The sequence below is a fragment of the Vibrio sp. ZF 223 genome, assembly GCF_003050585.1.
Taxonomy (GTDB): Bacteria; Pseudomonadota; Gammaproteobacteria; order Enterobacterales; family Vibrionaceae; genus Vibrio; species Vibrio crassostreae.
Map to the genome: position 1 here is coordinate 79936 of NZ_PIGB01000012.1, position 16073 is coordinate 96008.

At 45.8% G+C, this 16073-nt stretch carries 17 protein-coding genes; 1 reads left to right on the top strand and 16 read right to left on the bottom strand.

Annotation, left to right across the window (positions count from 1 at the left end; translation table 11 throughout):
• Positions 1-128 precede the first annotated feature (128 nt).
• Complete coding sequence (locus CWO13_RS19680) at positions 129-1406, top strand: outer membrane protein transport protein (RefSeq protein WP_102432849.1); 1278 nt, start codon at positions 129-131, stop codon at positions 1404-1406.
• Positions 1407-1483: 77 nt separating this feature from the next.
• Here CWO13_RS19680 and CWO13_RS19685 read toward each other — a convergent pair whose 3' ends face one another.
• The 16 genes from CWO13_RS19685 to CWO13_RS19760 all read right to left on the bottom strand — a co-directional run bounded on the left by CWO13_RS19685 (position 1484) and on the right by CWO13_RS19760 (position 16070).
• Positions 1484-2269, bottom strand: a complete 786-nt coding sequence (locus CWO13_RS19685; RefSeq protein ID WP_102432850.1) for an MlaA family lipoprotein — start codon at positions 2267-2269, stop codon at positions 1484-1486.
• A 118-nt stretch (positions 2270-2387) separates the two neighbouring features.
• Positions 2388-3608: a c-type cytochrome biogenesis protein CcmI gene (gene ccmI / locus CWO13_RS19690; protein WP_108083420.1), complete on the bottom strand. Its 1221-nt coding sequence runs from the start codon at positions 3606-3608 to the stop codon at positions 2388-2390.
• On the bottom strand, positions 3608-4099 hold the full coding sequence (locus CWO13_RS19695; RefSeq protein WP_017066364.1) for a cytochrome c-type biogenesis protein: 492 nt from the start codon (positions 4097-4099) through the stop codon (positions 3608-3610). Before CWO13_RS19695 ends, ccmI begins: the two co-directional genes overlap by 1 nt.
• Positions 4096-4647, bottom strand: a complete 552-nt coding sequence (locus CWO13_RS19700) for a DsbE family thiol:disulfide interchange protein (protein ID WP_017066365.1) — start codon at positions 4645-4647, stop codon at positions 4096-4098. The genes CWO13_RS19695 and CWO13_RS19700 overlap by 4 nt, the downstream gene beginning before the upstream one ends.
• A 5-nt stretch (positions 4648-4652) precedes the next feature.
• The gene (locus tag CWO13_RS19705) at positions 4653-6623 is read right to left on the bottom strand and encodes a heme lyase CcmF/NrfE family subunit (protein WP_048661502.1); all 1971 of its coding nucleotides are present in this window, start codon (positions 6621-6623) and stop codon (positions 4653-4655) included.
• Positions 6620-7102: a cytochrome c maturation protein CcmE gene (ccmE, locus tag CWO13_RS19710; RefSeq protein WP_017064106.1), complete on the bottom strand. Its 483-nt coding sequence runs from the start codon at positions 7100-7102 to the stop codon at positions 6620-6622. The genes CWO13_RS19705 and ccmE overlap by 4 nt, the downstream gene beginning before the upstream one ends.
• Positions 7099-7305: a heme exporter protein CcmD gene (gene ccmD, locus CWO13_RS19715; RefSeq protein WP_009848525.1), complete on the bottom strand. Its 207-nt coding sequence runs from the start codon at positions 7303-7305 to the stop codon at positions 7099-7101. Before ccmD ends, ccmE begins: the two co-directional genes overlap by 4 nt.
• 14 nt (positions 7306-7319) lie before the next feature.
• On the bottom strand, positions 7320-8060 hold the full coding sequence (locus CWO13_RS19720) for a heme ABC transporter permease (protein WP_017064107.1): 741 nt from the start codon (positions 8058-8060) through the stop codon (positions 7320-7322).
• A 148-nt stretch (positions 8061-8208) separates the two neighbouring features.
• Positions 8209-8877: a heme exporter protein CcmB gene (gene ccmB / locus CWO13_RS19725; RefSeq protein ID WP_108083421.1), complete on the bottom strand. Its 669-nt coding sequence runs from the start codon at positions 8875-8877 to the stop codon at positions 8209-8211.
• Between the two features lies 1 nt (position 8878).
• Positions 8879-9496 (bottom strand): cytochrome c biogenesis heme-transporting ATPase CcmA, encoded by a 618-nt coding sequence (ccmA, locus tag CWO13_RS19730; RefSeq protein ID WP_108083434.1) that lies wholly within the window; start codon positions 9494-9496, stop codon positions 8879-8881.
• Between the two features lie 278 nt (positions 9497-9774).
• Positions 9775-10287, bottom strand: a complete 513-nt coding sequence (locus tag CWO13_RS19735; protein WP_048661503.1) for a DUF2802 domain-containing protein — start codon at positions 10285-10287, stop codon at positions 9775-9777.
• On the bottom strand, positions 10287-10781 hold the full coding sequence (locus tag CWO13_RS19740; protein ID WP_017056895.1) for a chemotaxis protein CheW: 495 nt from the start codon (positions 10779-10781) through the stop codon (positions 10287-10289). Before CWO13_RS19740 ends, CWO13_RS19735 begins: the two co-directional genes overlap by 1 nt.
• A gap of 72 nt (positions 10782-10853) precedes the next feature.
• The gene (locus tag CWO13_RS19745; protein WP_108083422.1) at positions 10854-11972 is read right to left on the bottom strand and encodes a chemotaxis protein CheW; all 1119 of its coding nucleotides are present in this window, start codon (positions 11970-11972) and stop codon (positions 10854-10856) included.
• A complete protein-coding gene (locus CWO13_RS19750; RefSeq protein ID WP_048661505.1) occupies positions 11959-12741 on the bottom strand; it encodes a ParA family protein in 783 nt (260 codons plus the stop codon). Before CWO13_RS19750 ends, CWO13_RS19745 begins: the two co-directional genes overlap by 14 nt.
• A gap of 10 nt (positions 12742-12751) precedes the next feature.
• Positions 12752-13876 (bottom strand): protein-glutamate methylesterase/protein-glutamine glutaminase, encoded by a 1125-nt coding sequence (locus CWO13_RS19755; protein ID WP_048616090.1) that lies wholly within the window; start codon positions 13874-13876, stop codon positions 12752-12754.
• A 13-nt stretch (positions 13877-13889) separates the two neighbouring features.
• Positions 13890-16070 (bottom strand): chemotaxis protein CheA, encoded by a 2181-nt coding sequence (locus CWO13_RS19760; protein ID WP_048664304.1) that lies wholly within the window; start codon positions 16068-16070, stop codon positions 13890-13892.
• Positions 16071-16073 lie beyond the last annotated feature (3 nt).

A 16073-nucleotide genomic window follows, 5' to 3' on the forward strand; every position in this document is an offset into this window, starting at 1 on the left:
CTCTAATAATTAAACACATTTACTCATTAAATCCCTAAAACACTGTTTTATTCGAATTTCATTTTTAAAGTAATGACTCTAAAAGTAGAATCACGCCACTAAATACTTATGATTCAGCGAACATAATAATGAAAATGAATAAGACTCTTCTATCTGCTGCTGTGGCAGTTGGACTACTTTCGACTTCTACCGTAACTCACGCGGCAGGTTTTCAACTAGCAGAATACTCGGCAACAGGCCTAGGCCGCGCATACGCTGGTGAAGCAGCAATGGCTGACGGTGCAGATGCTCAATGGCGTAACCCTGCAATGCTGACTTATCTAGAAGGCACTCAGGTTTCTGTTGGTGCTATCTATGTTGACCCGAACATCGATATCGACGGTACTTCTACGTCTATGATGGGCAAAACAACTTCATCAAATTCTAGTGATTTTGCACACAGTGCAGTTATCCCAAACTTTTACGTTTCTCATAAGTACAACGAAAAATTTGCTTTAGGTTTTGCTGCTGGTACTAACTACGGTATGGAAACAGACCTAGGGAAAGACTTTGGTGGCGCTAACCATGGTAACGAAGCAAGTGTTACTACAATGGAGCTAAACCTAAACGCTGCATACCAAGTACTTGAAAGTGTATCTATAGGTGGCGGTATTCGCTACATCATGGCTGAAGGTAGCTTTGGTGCGGTATCTACAGCAAACTCGCTTGTTCCATTACCAGCAGGTACTCCTTTAAAATATATGGAAGGTGATGACACTGCATGGGGCTGGCAAATTGGTACAGCGTGGCAGATTAATGAAAACAACCGCCTTGGCTTTACTTACAAGTCAGAAGTTGATCTAACTCTAGAAGGTTATGCACAAGGCTTTGGTTTCAACCAGGCAAACCCGGCGGCGCACAAAAATGGTTCAATGGATCTTGCACTTCCAGCAACAGCAGAACTTGCGAGCTTCCACCAGCTAACAGAAAAAGTTGCAGTTCACGCGAGTGTTAACTGGACAAACTGGAGCAGCTTTAAAGAACTTGTAGCGGATTTCCCTGGTGAAAACAGCGTTGAGATCAAACAAGAGAACTGGGAAGACAACTACCGCTTTGCAATTGGTACGACTTACCAAATGACACCAAAACTGGCTCTGCGTTCTGGTATTGCTTACGACACTTCGGCAGTAAGCGAAGAGCACCGCACTGCGACTATCCCTGAAACAGATCGTACTTGGCTGAGTATTGGTGCAGGCTACCAATGGTCTGAGCAGCTAACTCTAGATGCTGGTTTCACTTACATCCTAGCGAAAGACGCTAAAATGCATGAAACCGATGCTGCAGCGGATTTATTTGGTGGCAACTTCGAAGGTGAAGTGACAGGTAGCATCTGGTTAGTTGGTATCCAAGCTAACTACCGTTTCTAATCTACTCCTCTGAAAGTAGAAAGCATTAAAAAGGCTCGATGTTGTTTTCAACATCGAGCCTTTCTTTTATCGATTTTCTAGTAATCTTCTAGATAACCATCGATGAAGTCCTCTTCTTCAAGATCGACCTCTTCAGGTTCAATCTCCGCTTTGAAGTCACGACGTTGAATATAAACATCACGGGTTAATGCGTATGGATCTGGGGAATCATCCAACAGCGCTTCTTGTGACACTAATTGAGCACGTGTTTCCATGCCTTCAAATGCCCATTTGCCTAAGCTAGCCCAAAAGTTCAGAAACGACAGAGGCACATACAAGCCATCAACGGTTTCAGTTACTTCACGCGTTGTTATTGGGCCATAACCCGGCACCATGAAGTAGGGACCATTCCCTACCCCGTAATGACCAATCGCATCAGAGAACGACTTATCATCGTACTTAGTGATCCCCGCTTCGCTGGCAATATCGATTAAGCCTAACAAACCAATCGTTGAGTTAATCCAAAAACGATTGAAATGGTCGAGTGCTTTTTCGCCATTGCCCATAATAAGGTTATTCACCATGCTTGATGGTTCGTCTAAGTTGGCTAGAAAATTGGATATACCAGAACGTACTGGCACAGGGGTGTAGTCAACATAAGCGAGGGAAACAGGGCGAACTAAATAAGGATCTAGATATTCGTAGTTGATATCCCACATCGCTCGGTTGAAGCCTTCAAAAGGATCATTCGGGTGGGACTCTTCGACGTATTCAGAGGTTTCGAGGTTATCATCGTTAACACTTTCGTCCGGCGCACTTGAACACCCAACCGTTAAGCTTGCGATAAAAAGTAAACTCGAGAGTCTTAAAACACTGACAGACATATCACCTTTTCCATAAGGAATAATAAAAAAGGCCAGCAATCGCTGGCCTCAATTGTTTGGCTAAGTCTATACCGTTTATCTGCAAATCGGAATAGCTAACACCTATGCAAAGTGATGATTAATATTGCTTATTGATATCAATGGTAACTGGAGCACCCAGTTCAACCACTTCACTTTCACCGTACCAATCGCCTTCGCGAGTTGAAACGTTGCGGTCTGTATCAAGCCTAGCTCTAACCATCAGAGTTTCAAGGCTAGACAGCTCTTGTCCTTCCAGCATGCTGTTGCCGTCATCTAGCACAACAGTACGAGGGAAAGTCCCTAGTGGGTAACGAGCGGCTGCGATAGGCATTGGAGAACCATCTGCTCTGTGTACTGAAACAATTAACACTGAGTTAGGGTCAGCATTCACGTCTGCAGATAGATCGAGCGTTACAGCAACAGTCTTACCTTGGTCGACACCCATATTGTCGCCCATTTTCTTCTGAGCACTTTCAATACTGCGCGAAAGCATTTCATAGCGACTGTCTTGTGGACCAATCATCTGTTGCATGATGCTCCAGTACTTCACAGCACCTGGGTAGTCTTGACGCTCAAACGCATCAAACGCAAGCAGTGAGAACACACGAAGGTCAACGTAATCGTTTTGAATCAAACGGCTCAAAATCAAACGAGCTTGGTTTTGATCAGCTTCATCAGGAGAAAGCATCAGTGCTTGTGCGAAACCTAACTGAACATCTTCATTCTTAGGTTCAAGCTTGTAAGCTCGTTCCATAGAATCTTTTGCTGTTTCAGCGTCGCGGTTAGCCAGTGCAATACGACCGAGTAGCAACCAACCTGTTGAATCTTTTGGTTGGTAATGCAGACGAGTACGAAGCGCTAGAGTCAAATCTTCCAACTCATCATCCGTTAGTGCACCACCTTCCGATGACATTAGCTTTTTAGACAATTCAGGAAGGTTCGAGCTCACTTCTTGCCAGTGTTGAACTTTGTCCAACGCACCGAACTTAAAGTACATACCATAAGTCACAACGACGACAAGGATGATCGACGGTACAACCACACCAACCGTTGAGATTTGAGTCTTCTTCATCTCTTCTTGTGCAGGAACATCATCAAGCAGAGACTGTTTCAAATCATCGATCAGTTCTTGTTGGTTATCAACAAGACCTTCCTCTGCTTCTACTTCTAACTCGACAAGACGGTCTTTATAGAATGCTTTGTTCAACTCGTCGCGAAGCATTTCGTCATTGTTTGCCTTCTTGTTAATGAAAGGCAGAACAATTAAGAAAATTGCCGCTAGCGAAAGGATAATGGTAGAAATCCAAAATAGAGTCATTACTTCTTATCTCCGTCGTTCTCTTCATCGAGTAACGCTTTTAAGCGAGCTTCTTTGTCTGCATCCCAGTCTTTATCTGACTCTACTGCCGCTTTCGATTTTGACTTTCTGCTTCGCAAAATGATCAAACCAAATCCAAACACAACCACCGCAAACGGACCAATCCAAAGGATCGATGTTGCTAGTGTCAGTGGTGGATTGTAAGTCACAAAGTTACCGTAGCGAGCAATCATGTAATCAATGATATCTTGCTTCGACTTACCGTCTTTTGTCATCTCGTACACTTTTTGACGTAAGTCGACCGCTAACTCAGCGTTCGAATCACCAATCGTGTTGTTCTGACATTTAGGGCAGCGTAATGTATTGCTTAGCTCTTTGAACTGCTGCTCTTGATCTACGGTATCAAATTCATGAAATTCGATAGGTGCAGCAGAAACCGTCGCTGAGATTGCGAACGTAGCAAATAGAGTAATCAATGCCTTTCTAATCATTTCGATTCCTCCAACAACTCTTGATACATCGGCTCAAGCGTCGATGCCCAGTTGGTCGGGTTCACATCACCAACATGGCGGTAACGAACCACACCGTTAGCATCAATTAGGAAAGTTTCAGGTGCGCCATACACGCCGAGGTCAAGACCTAGCATGCCATTACCATCAAACAGGCTGATTAGGTACGGGTTACCCAGCTCTTTTAACCAACCAACCGCTTTATTGCGATCATCTTTGTAATTAAGACCAATGATCTTAACCCCTTGACCAGCAAGTTTGTTCAGGTAAGAGTGCTCTGCATAACAAGTAGGACACCAAGTCGCCCATACGTTAAGAAGCAGCGGCTCACCTTTAAAGATAGCTTGATCATGCAGCTTACCTGGTTGCTCTAGATCTTCTAGGTCAAACTCAGGCACAGGCTTACCAATCAATACGGATTCAAGCTTAGTTGGGTCATCGCCCGACTGGTTGCGCATTAATTGCGTTGCAAAGATTCCAGCTAGAACCATGAACGCAATCAATGGAATGAATAAAATCTTCTTGTTCATTCGGATTAAGCCTCCTGCTCTTCAGCCGACTTTTTTGTTGGCTTACGGAAACGGTAACGACGGTCACTGATAGCAATAGCGCCACCAATCGACATGATCAAAGAGCCTGCCCAGATCCAACGTACAAATGGTTTGTAGTAGATACGTACAGCCCAAGATTTGTTATCGTCTAAACGTTCACCCATTGCGATATAAAGATCGCGCGTTACACCACGGTCAATCGCTGCTTCCGTCATCATAGACTTAGCGGTGGTGTAGAAACGTTTTTCCGCGTGAAGCGTGTTGATGTATTTGCCTTCTTTAGTAATTTCAAAGTCGGCAATGTAACCATCGTAGTTAGGACCATCTTTGTCACGAACCCCTGTAAACAGGAAGCTGTATTCTTCAAGCTGGTAGCTTTCACCAGGTGCCAGACGAACATCGCGTTCGATGCTGTAGTTTTGCACCATCGCGATACCAATCACTGTCACAGCTAAACCGATGTGACCACACACCATCGCCCAGTGACTACGAGGCAACTTAGTTAGACCTTTCATAAACGTATGACGGTGAGTCGCACGTTCATGCAGCTCAAAGCCGTGCATGAAGATGATCCAGAATGCCATTACCCAGCCAGCAAACGCAGTACCACTGAAGCGGTCAGCCAATAGAGCAACCATTAGCGCACTTAAGCCCAGTGAGAATGCACCTGAAATCAGCATTGGTTTAACAAGCTTAGACAGGTTGTCACGTTTCCAGCGGATCAGAGGACCGATACCAAGCAAGAACGAGAACGGAATCATTAGCCAGAAGAACAGCATGTCAAAGAATGGAGCACCGATAGATACCGATCCCAAGCCTAACTGTTTGTGAACTAGTGGTAATAACGTACCTACTAACACAACCACTAGGGCTGCAATCAATAAGATATTGTTGCCAAGCAGTGCGTTCTCACGAGAAACCAGATCGAAGTTACCACGAACACGAACCGATGCGCCTTTAACAGCAAACAACAGCAGTGAACCACCGATAACGAAGACTAGGAAACCTAGGATAAACATACCGCGAGCAGGATCCGACGCAAACGCGTGAACCGATACCAAGATGCCTGAACGAACTAAGAATGTACCTAGTAAGCTTAGCGAGAATGCAGAGATAGCTAGCAATACTGTCCACGCTTTAAATGTGCCACGCTTTTCGGTTACCGCTAGTGAGTGCATCAGTGCAGTACCAGCCAACCAAGGCATGAATGAAGCGTTTTCTACTGGATCCCAGAACCACCAGCCACCCCAGCCAAGTTCGTAGTAAGCCCACCAAGAGCCTAGTGCGATACCTACTGTTAGGAATAACCAAGCTGCGATTGTCCAAGGACGAGACCAACGAGCCCATGCCGTATCTAAACGACCACTCATTAGAGAAGCGATGGCGAAAGAGAACGCTACCGAGAAACCTACATAACCCATGTAAAGCATTGGCGGGTGAATAATCAAACCCGGGTCTTGCAGTAGTGGGTTCAAGTCGCGGCCATCTACAGGGAAGAAAGGCAATGTACGTAGGAACGGGTTAGACGTTACGATAATGAACAGCAAGAAGCCGACAGTAATCAAACCCATGATAGCCAGTACGCGAGCCACAGACTCTTGAGGCATACCACGGCTAAACGTCGCTACTGCAACTGTCCAACCCGCTTGGATAAGAACCCAAAGCAGTAATGAACCTTCGTGAGCGCCCCAAACCGCCGTAATTCGGTAGTACCAAGGCAGTTGGCTATTCGAGTTACTTGCTACGTATTGAATCGTAAAATCATTGGTGTAGAACGCGTAACACAAGATAAAGAACGAAATCGCTAAGAATCCGAACATACCCCACGACAACGGTCGTGCGCTGTTCATCAATAATGTGTTATTTCGAGCGGCTCCATACAATGGGAGCACGCTTAGCAGCAATGCAAGTCCCAAGGACAGGATCATCGCAAAATGGCCGATCTCGGCTATCATTGAGCATTTCCTTCTTTTTGTTCAGTCGTGTATTGCAAAGGCTCATGGGTTTTCTTCATTGCTTCCGCAACTTCAGAAGGCATGTACTCTTCATCGTGCTTTGCCAACACCTCAAACGCTTCGATTGTCGTTGCATTTTTAAGCACACCCTGAGCAACAATACCTTGGCCTTCACGGAAAAGATCAGGAAGGATGCCATCGTATAGAATCGTTACTTTAGGGCCTACATCTTGCAAATCAAAGCTTACACGTAGTGATTCATTGTCACGGCTTACAGAGCCGACTACGACCATGCCACCAATACGTAGGCGTTGACCAACTTCAGGTTTTTTACCATCTTTGCCGTTGACCAGCTCAGTTGGTGTGTAGAACAGATCCATGTTCTGGTTAAGTGCGTAAACCATCAATCCAACAGTCGCACTGATACCAAAAAAGATCGCTAAGACAATGCCCAGCCTCTTTTTACGTCTTGGGTTCATAGAGTGTTCTCCATATTTTTTGCTGCATCGATACGAGCCTGACGATCAATCTTAGCTTGTACTTCATTTAGTAATTGCTTACCACGACGAACGCTTACGACCAGTAAAATGATCATCGCGAGAAATGTGATTCCAAATGCACTCCATACATATGAGGCGTAGCCCCCCATGGCAAAGAAATCACTCAAAGATTCAAAATACATAATTACCTACCCTACTACGCTTTTTCGGCCGCAAGCTTGCGAACCCATGGACGGTGACTCTCTTTACTGATGATTTCGTTACGGAAACGAACCATAGTCACAGCACCAAAGAAAAAGGCGAAGCCGAAGATGTTAAGAAGAAGCGGCCATAGCATGTCACTTGATATAGAAGGCTTGTCGAATTTAGTGATCGTCGCGCCTTGGTGAAGTGTGTTCCACCACTCTACGGAAAAGTGAATGATAGGTAGGTTGATGACACCAACGATTGCCAAAATGCCTGCTGCTTTAGCGGCTGTTTTTTGGTCATCAAATGCGTGGTGAAGTGCAATCACACCCAAGTATAAGAATAGAAGAATCAGCTCTGAGGTTAAACGTGCATCCCAAACCCACCAAGCACCCCACATTGGTTTACCCCAAACCGCACCGGTTAGCAGTGCAATGAAGGTAAATACAGCACCAATCGGCGCCATCGCCAATGCGGCCATATCAGATAGTCTCACCTGCCATACCAAACCGATAAAGGCAGCAATCGCCATCGACATGTAAACGCCCATCGACCAGATGGCAGACGGAACATGGATGTAGATGATTCTGAAACTATCACCTTGTTGGTAATCTGAAGGCGCAAATGCAAGCCCCCACACGGTACCGACGGATAGACACAATAGCGCTAGGATCGAAAACCATGGCAAAAGTTTACCAGCAAGCTGATAAGAGGTTTCTGCTTTGGCATAGGGATGGAGCCATTTCCACATGTTGTAATCTCACTCTTACTTCATATTGCTTACAGCTATTAAAGCTATAATTATAATAATTTTATTTGTCTTGCTTTCAGTTTTACTGACTCTATGAGTCCAATCGACACGTTTGGTTCACATTAGCTATACGATAACGGAACCCTTATCAGTTCACACTCACTCTAAGTGCGGCACTGATCGCAAAAGGTGTCAGAGTCATCGCCCCCATTAACATCGCCCCAAGCACCGCCAACTGACCGTTGTATGCAATGCCCAATGCCGCAGCGTCAATAGCTGACGTCGCGAAAATCAAAATGGGGATGTAAAGCGGCAGAATTAACAGGCTTAATAGGACTCCGCCCTTCTGTAACCCAACGGTCAACGCAACACCAATCGCACCAATAAAGCTCAATGCGGGTGTACCTACCAGCAAGGTCAACACAACTGAGAGCCATGTATCAAAATCTAAAGACAACAAAACAGCTAACAATGGGCTGATTAAAATCAATGGTAACCCGGTCAACAACCAGTGTGCTATGACCTTGGACAAGACTACCAACTGCAACGGGATGGGCATCAGCATCATCTGCTCAAGGGCACCATCTTGAAAATCATCGCGGAAAAGGCGCTCTAAAGAGAGCAATGCCGAGAGCAAAGCGGCCACCCAAACAATACCCGCAGCAATACGTGCAAGTAGGTTTGGCTCAGGGCCGATACTTAAAGGGAAAAGCGTGATAACAATGATGAAGAACCACAGAGGGTTAAAGATATCCGCTTGACGTCGGAATGCGATAAGCAGCTCACGTCGGATAATCGTGGTCATAGAAGAGATCATATTACTCACCCAACTTTATTTTTCTTAGTTTCGGGCTATCAGCAAACATATCTTGGTGCGTGGTTAATAACACAATGCCACCGTTGTCTGCATGCTGAGAAAAAAGAGATTCGAGAACTTTCACGCCCTGCTTATCAATCGCAGTCAGCGGTTCATCGAGAATCCACAACATTTGCTTACTCAACCAAAGACGAGCCAATGCGACTCGGCGCTGTTGCCCCGCTGAAAGTTGCCCCGCAGGTACGTCTTCTCTGCCCGCAAGCCCGACTTGAGCCAACGCGTGGTAAAGCTCTTCTTTGCTCGCACCACCACTGTGAATCGACTGATAGAAACTCAGGTTCTCATAGGCACTTAGCTCGCGCTTCACACCAGTTTGGTGACCAAGAAAAAGCAAATTTTGATGATACACGTCTCGACTCGATTCGATAGACTCACCATCCCAAGAGATAGTGCCGTCATCGCGATCACCTAAGCCAGTAATAATCCTAAGGAGTGTCGTTTTCCCGGTACCGTTACGACCTTCAACCTGAACCAGTTCACCTGGTTTCAATTGAAAAGACAACGATTCAAATAGAACCCTGTCGTCACGAATAGCAGTTAAATTTGAGACTTCTAGCATAGGTAAATTTAGTCGAGTAATGAGAGGGCTATAGTAGCACACCAACATGGTGACAAAACAGGACTAGGCGTTTTCGATAGAACAAAGTCGGTAAGAAACTGTTACCACCGCATCACAATTTACACATTTTCATCAACAAACAAGATATTGCCTTAGATACAAGCACTTATAAACATCGTTCTATATAGATAGAACAGGCATAAAAAAAGAAGCCGAAGCTTCTTTTAAAAGGAATACGTAATAAACATCAATTGTTCAATACGAATTAAGCGCTCAATTTAACGACGTCGAGACGGATCTCTGCGATCGCGAGAGGCATCGGGTTGATCATCGTACGATGAAGGGTTACTTCTCAACGAAGGGATTTTCTCCTTACCCGCGAGCTTATTCTGTAGAGACATCATTAGCTCAGCTTCCGCTTTAGGTAGTTCACACTCTTCAATCAGTTCGTTTATCCCGGCACCAAGCTGAACCATTTTTGTCGCACGCGTGTATAAGCGGCCGTCAGTGTCAGCATGTTCCAACTCAACAATACGCTCATTCAAGTGCTTTATCAGATCTTGCTGTTCAGTTACTTTTTGGCCAAGGCCAACCACAACCGAGCGAACCTCAAGTAATTGCTTACTCGATTTTTGAAGCTCTTTGTCCAAGTTACGAACTTGCAGGCGTGACTGATCGAGCTGCTTTTGAATCGCACGTTTTACTTTGCTAATCAAAATCAGGATGAATAACGTAAAAACCCCTACTCCTGCAATCAGAGCAACAGGGGTTAAAGGAAGCGCTTCAAACATTACAGGTGAGCCATCTCATCCCATTCGTCTTCGCTTAGTAGTTTGTTTAGATCTACTAAGATAAGCAGCTTGCCATCACGGTTACTGACACCTTGAATGAACTTAGCACTTTCGTCAGTGCCAACACTTGGCGTTGTGTCGATTTCAGAAGAACGTAGGTAAACCACTTCAGCAACGCTATCTACTAGAATGCCAATAACTTGACGCTCAGATTCAATAACGATGATACGAGTGTTATCTGTGATTTCACCTTGCATCAAACCAAAGCGAGAACGAGTGTCGATAACAGTAACAACATTACCACGCAGGTTGATAATACCTAGAACGTAGTCTGGAGCACCCGGTACAGGAGCAATTTCACTGTAACGCAGTACTTCACGTACTTGCATTACATTGATGCCGTAAGTTTCTTCTTCTAGCTGGAATGTCACCCATTGAAGTACTTCATCATTGGTTGGATCTTTTCTTACTTCAACTTCACTCATATGAGACATAGATAATCCTCTTGCCGTCGTTACCGACCACTATTATTAACTTGACGCTTATTGTTAGCCTAATGCTTATGACTAGCTTAATGCTTTTACATCTAGCCCTGCGTTTAGCATGGCGATTAATGCTTCAACATGGATCAAAGCACACATTTTTTCTTTTACCATACCAGCGAGCCATGGGCGTTTCCCTGCCATTTCTCGCCAACGTACTTTATCTGTATTAAGTAGCTCGGTGCCTTTTAACTCGGTACCTGCAAGCCCCCACAAGCTCTCTCCAAGCATCACTATATATTGATAGTTTTCTTTGTATTCGTCACTCGATAGTTTCTCAGACATCACCCATTTTGCGGTGTCGACCACATCTAGCTGACTATCACGGTCGGTTTGTAAACCTAAATACCAAGCTGGCTTACCAATGATATGGCTTAACTCTTCAAGGCGATGGATGCCGCCAAGCTCATCAAGTGGCACCGCAAAGGTCACGCCGTTTACATCAAAATACAAAACTTGAAAGTCTTCTGTGCGAACCGTACTTTCCCAAGAGGTAAACTGGTCAGCACCTCCTGCTTGAGTTTCAGGTTCAATAACTGTCTCGGGCTTAGGGACGTCAAGTTCAGGTTCAACAGCCTTAACTTCTACTTGTTCCATCTCCAGCGATTCAGCTTGTAACTCTTCAAATTGCTGCGTTTCAACCAGTGGCTCTGCAGCAATTGATAAATCAGGTTGTGGAAGATTCCAATCTTGAATCTCTGGCTCTTCAAACACCTGAACAGATTCAACCGCGGCATCAAACATTTGCATATCTGCTTGCTGGGCGATTTTCTGGGTGTTCTGATCCATCAACTCATCAAGGTTCAGTTCATCAACAACATTGGTCGCCTCTAAACGACTCAGTAGCTTCTGAACATCCTCAAGGTTAGGAACCTCAAACTCAGCCGCGCGTATTTCTGCGTAACTTGAGTGGTGACTCGAAAATTGGCGCTCTGGCTCTGGCTCTGGCTCTGGCTCTGGCTCTGGCTCTGGCTCTGGCTCTGGCTCTGGCTCTTCAGATTGTGATTCGTCGCTCGACTCGTCAACAAAAAAATCGTCAGATTCAAAGCTTTCATCGCCTAATAACGCAGTAAAGTAGTCATCCAGTGCTTGTTCACTGGAGAGACTTGGCTGCGCCAATACTGATTCTTTATTCGCGCTCATTTATCGCCAACCTTTCGAGATAAATAAGCAACTGTTTATAAGCAAATACACCACGGCTACCCGATGCAAAATGAGATGCTGGTAGGCGTTTTAGGCTCGCATCTCGAAACTTAGTATCTATCGGCACAGCAGACGTCCAAACTTGGTTTGGATAATCATCTTTGAGCTGCGTTAATGTTTGCAGTGAGGCTTTGGTTCGTTTGTCGTACATGGTAGGGACAATCGTCACCTTAAACGGTGTTTTGCGAGACTTCTGCATGATGGTCAAAGTGCGAATCATGCGCTCTAAGCCCTTCATCGCCAAAAACTCAGTCTGTACCGGAATCAATATACGGTCACTCGCAGCCAATGCATTGACCATCATCACACCCAGAATTGGCGGGCAATCGATCAACACATAGTCATAGTCACCTTTCAAAGCGGCCAAAGCGCGCTTCAAGATCAACCCCATGCCGCTTCGATTTCCCATTACACGGTCTAATGTGGCCAAAGACATGTGCGCAGGAATAATATCGATACCTTCAACTTCCGTTTGTAAAAGCAAAGGTCTTACTGTCTGCGCGTTAAACTCACGCAACTGAAACAAATCAAACAGGCTCGATTCCACCGTATCTGAGTCGTAACCCAGATAGGTGGTCAGTGATGCATGTGGGTCAGTATCAACCAACAGAACACGGTGCCCCTTCAACGCAAGTAAACCTGCTAGAGTCACGGTCGTGGTCGTTTTACCAACACCACCTTTTTGGTTTGCAACACTCCAAACAATCATTTCGATTTACCTAAGCTAACCCAACTTCAACCAAAATCCTTTCCGCGATGCGGTCGAGAGGTAGGTCTTCAGTAGAAATGCCAGCTTTTGCTACAGCTTGAGGCATACCATATACAACACAACTATCTTCGTCTTGTGCCCAAATCGTCGAGCCCGCGGTTTTCAACATACGCGAACCTTCTCGACCATCTGCGCCCATACCGGTCAGTATCATAGACAACACTTTGTCACCGTAGATCTTCGCTGCAGAGCCAAATGTGACATCCACACAAGGCTTGTAATTCATTCGGTCGCCGCCATCGATAATTCTTAGACGTGCAGACCCTGCACGGCCATCAACCATCATCTGTTTACCACCCGGAGCAAGATACGCCACTCCTGGTTTCAACACATCACCGTCTTGCGCTTCACGGACTTCAATCTTACACAAGGTGTTCAATCGACTAGCAAAAGCAGCTGTGAATGTTGCTGGCATATGCTGAACTAACACAATCGGATGTGGATAGTTAGCAGGGATGCGCGTCAAAATCTTCTGTAGCGCAACCGGGCCACCAGTCGACGTACCAATTGCCGTTAATTGATATTTCTTACCTGACGCTCTGAATTTTGCCGTTGATGCAACCGCTGGCTTCGCTGTCGAAGTCGCAGCTGCTGTTGAAATCGGTTGGCGTAATGGCGTAGATGTTGAAGTCGTTGCTGTCGCTCTCGGTGCAATAGGAGCACGACGCATAAACGCACGCTTTGCAGCAATCTGAATCACACGCTGTTGAAGCAATGCAACCGCATCATCGCGGTTACGTGCGATGTCTTCAAACTTCTTAGGTAGGAAGTCGAGAGCACCTGCATCTAATGCATCTAACGTTGCTCTCGCTCCATCATGCGTTAACGATGAAAACATCAAAATAGGCGTTGGAGACGCGGCCATGATCTCACGAACGGCAGTGATGCCGTCCATGACAGGCATTTCAATGTCCATCGTGATTACGTCAGGTCTTAGCTGTTTCGCTTTCTCAACGGCTTCTTTACCGTTTACTGCTACATCAATGACTTCTAGGCGAGCCTCTGAGTTGATAATCTCGCTAACGCGACGACGAAAGAAACTCGAATCATCAACGACTAATACTTTAATCGCCATATTTATCCTTAAATTAAATTCTTGACGCAGCTGCGTACTGCTTCAACAAGTCCGGCACATCTAGAATCAATGCAATGTGTCCGTCACTTGTAATTGTCGCGCCTGCCATTCCTGGCGTGCCTTGCAGAAGCTTATCAAGTGGCTTGATCACGACTTCTTCTTGACCGATAAGCGTATCGACAACAAAACCAACTCGTTGGCTACCAAGTTGTACGATAACAACATGGCCGTGCCCTTTACGCAGTTCAACAATACCCGCTTTAGGAGCAAGCCAGTTTTGCAAGTAGAACAACGGAATAGACTTATCGCGAACGATGATCGTTAGCTGACCATCAACCACATTTGTGCGGCTTAAGTCTAGGTGGAAGATCTCGTTAACCGATGCCAATGGCAATGCAAATGGGTGACCCGCAACACCGACCATCAAGGTTGGTAGAATAGCTAGGGTTAGTGGAACCTTGATGGTGATCTTGGTGCCTTGTCCCATTTCTGAATCAATATCAATAGAGCCGTTCAGTGTGTTGATCGCCGTTTTCACAACGTCCATACCTACACCACGACCAGAGATATCCGAGATCTGCTCTTTGCTTGAGAAGCCAGGAGCAAAAATCAGGTTGAAACACTCTTTATTTGATAAACGAGACGCTGCATCTTCATCCATCAGGCCACGTTTGACCGCAATAGCACGAAGCTTATCAGGGTCCATACCGCCACCGTCATCAACGATAGCCAGCTCAATGTGATCACCTTCTTGAGAGGCAGACAGAATCACTTTACCCGTTTGTGATTTACCCGCAGCAACACGGTCGTTCGGCATTTCGATACCATGGTCGACAGAGTTTCTCACCAAGTGAATCAGGGGATCAGCAAGTGCTTCTACCAAGTTTTTATCAAGGTCAGTTTCTTCGCCACGCATTTCAAGAACGATGTCTTTCTTCAAGCTACGCGCAAGGTCACGGACAACTCGTGGGAAGCGACCAAATACTTTCTTGATCGGCTGCATACGAGTCTTCATTACCGCGCCTTGTAGGTCTGCAGTAACAACATCTAAGTTAGAGACAGCTTTCGACATTTCTTCGTCATTGCTGTTTAGGCCAAGACTGACAAGTCGGTTACGCACCAATACCAGTTCACCCACCATGTTCATGATGGTATCCAGTGTTGATGTATCGACACGAACTGTAGCTTCAGCTTGCTGCTTCTTCGCTGGCGCTTTAACTTCAGTTTTTGCTGGAGCACTAGGTTTCGGTTCTTCTTTAACCACAACCGGAGCAGCAGGCTTAGGCGCAGCTTGTGGTGCAACTGCCGCAGACTTCACTTCTGCAGGCTTAGTCGCAGCATCGAGCTCTTCAATCGAAGGTCCGTTACCTGAACCATGCAATTGGTCCAGTAACTTCTCGAACTCTTCGTCAGTCATCAGGTCATCGCCTTCAGACATCGCCGAAACAGGTGCTGCCGGAGGCGCTGGCGGTGGAGGAGGCGTTGAACTTGCCGCTGTCGGGCTGTTACCCGCGCCGTGCAATTCATCCAACAACTTCTCAAATTCGTCATCAGTAATATCACCACTGTCAGCAACAGGCTGAGGTGCAACTGGTGCTGGCGGCGGTGTGGGTGCAGAAGGTGCTGTTGGTGAACCACCTTTACCGTGAAGTTCATCAAGCAGGCGCTCAAACTCGTCTTCAGAGATATCATCCACAGATGAGGCACTGATGCTTGAACTTTCGACAACCGGTTCAGGGGCTGTAACGACAGGCTCTGGGATAACAGGTGCTGGCGCTTCTACTGGTGCAACTTCATCCGCTGATTCTGGTTTGCAGAGGCGGTGAAGTTCATCCAATAAAGCTTGGTCTGCTGGTACTAAAGGCTCCTGATCTTGCACGGCTTGGAACTGTGTATTAACAGTATCTAACGCCTGCAGCATAGTATCCATCAAGCCTGATGTTACGCTGCGCTGACCGTTTCGTAGAATGTCGAACACATTCTCGGCACCATGACAAGTATCCACCAGCTCAGTTAATGCTAAGAAACCAGCACCACCTTTTACTGTATGGAAACCACGGAAAATAGCATTTAATAGGTCTTTGTCGTCAGGGTTATTCTCAAGCTCTACCAGTTGCTCTGATAGAAGTTCAAGGATCTCTCCTGCTTCGACTAAAAAGTCCTGAAGAATATCTTCGTCTAAATCGTAGCTCATACG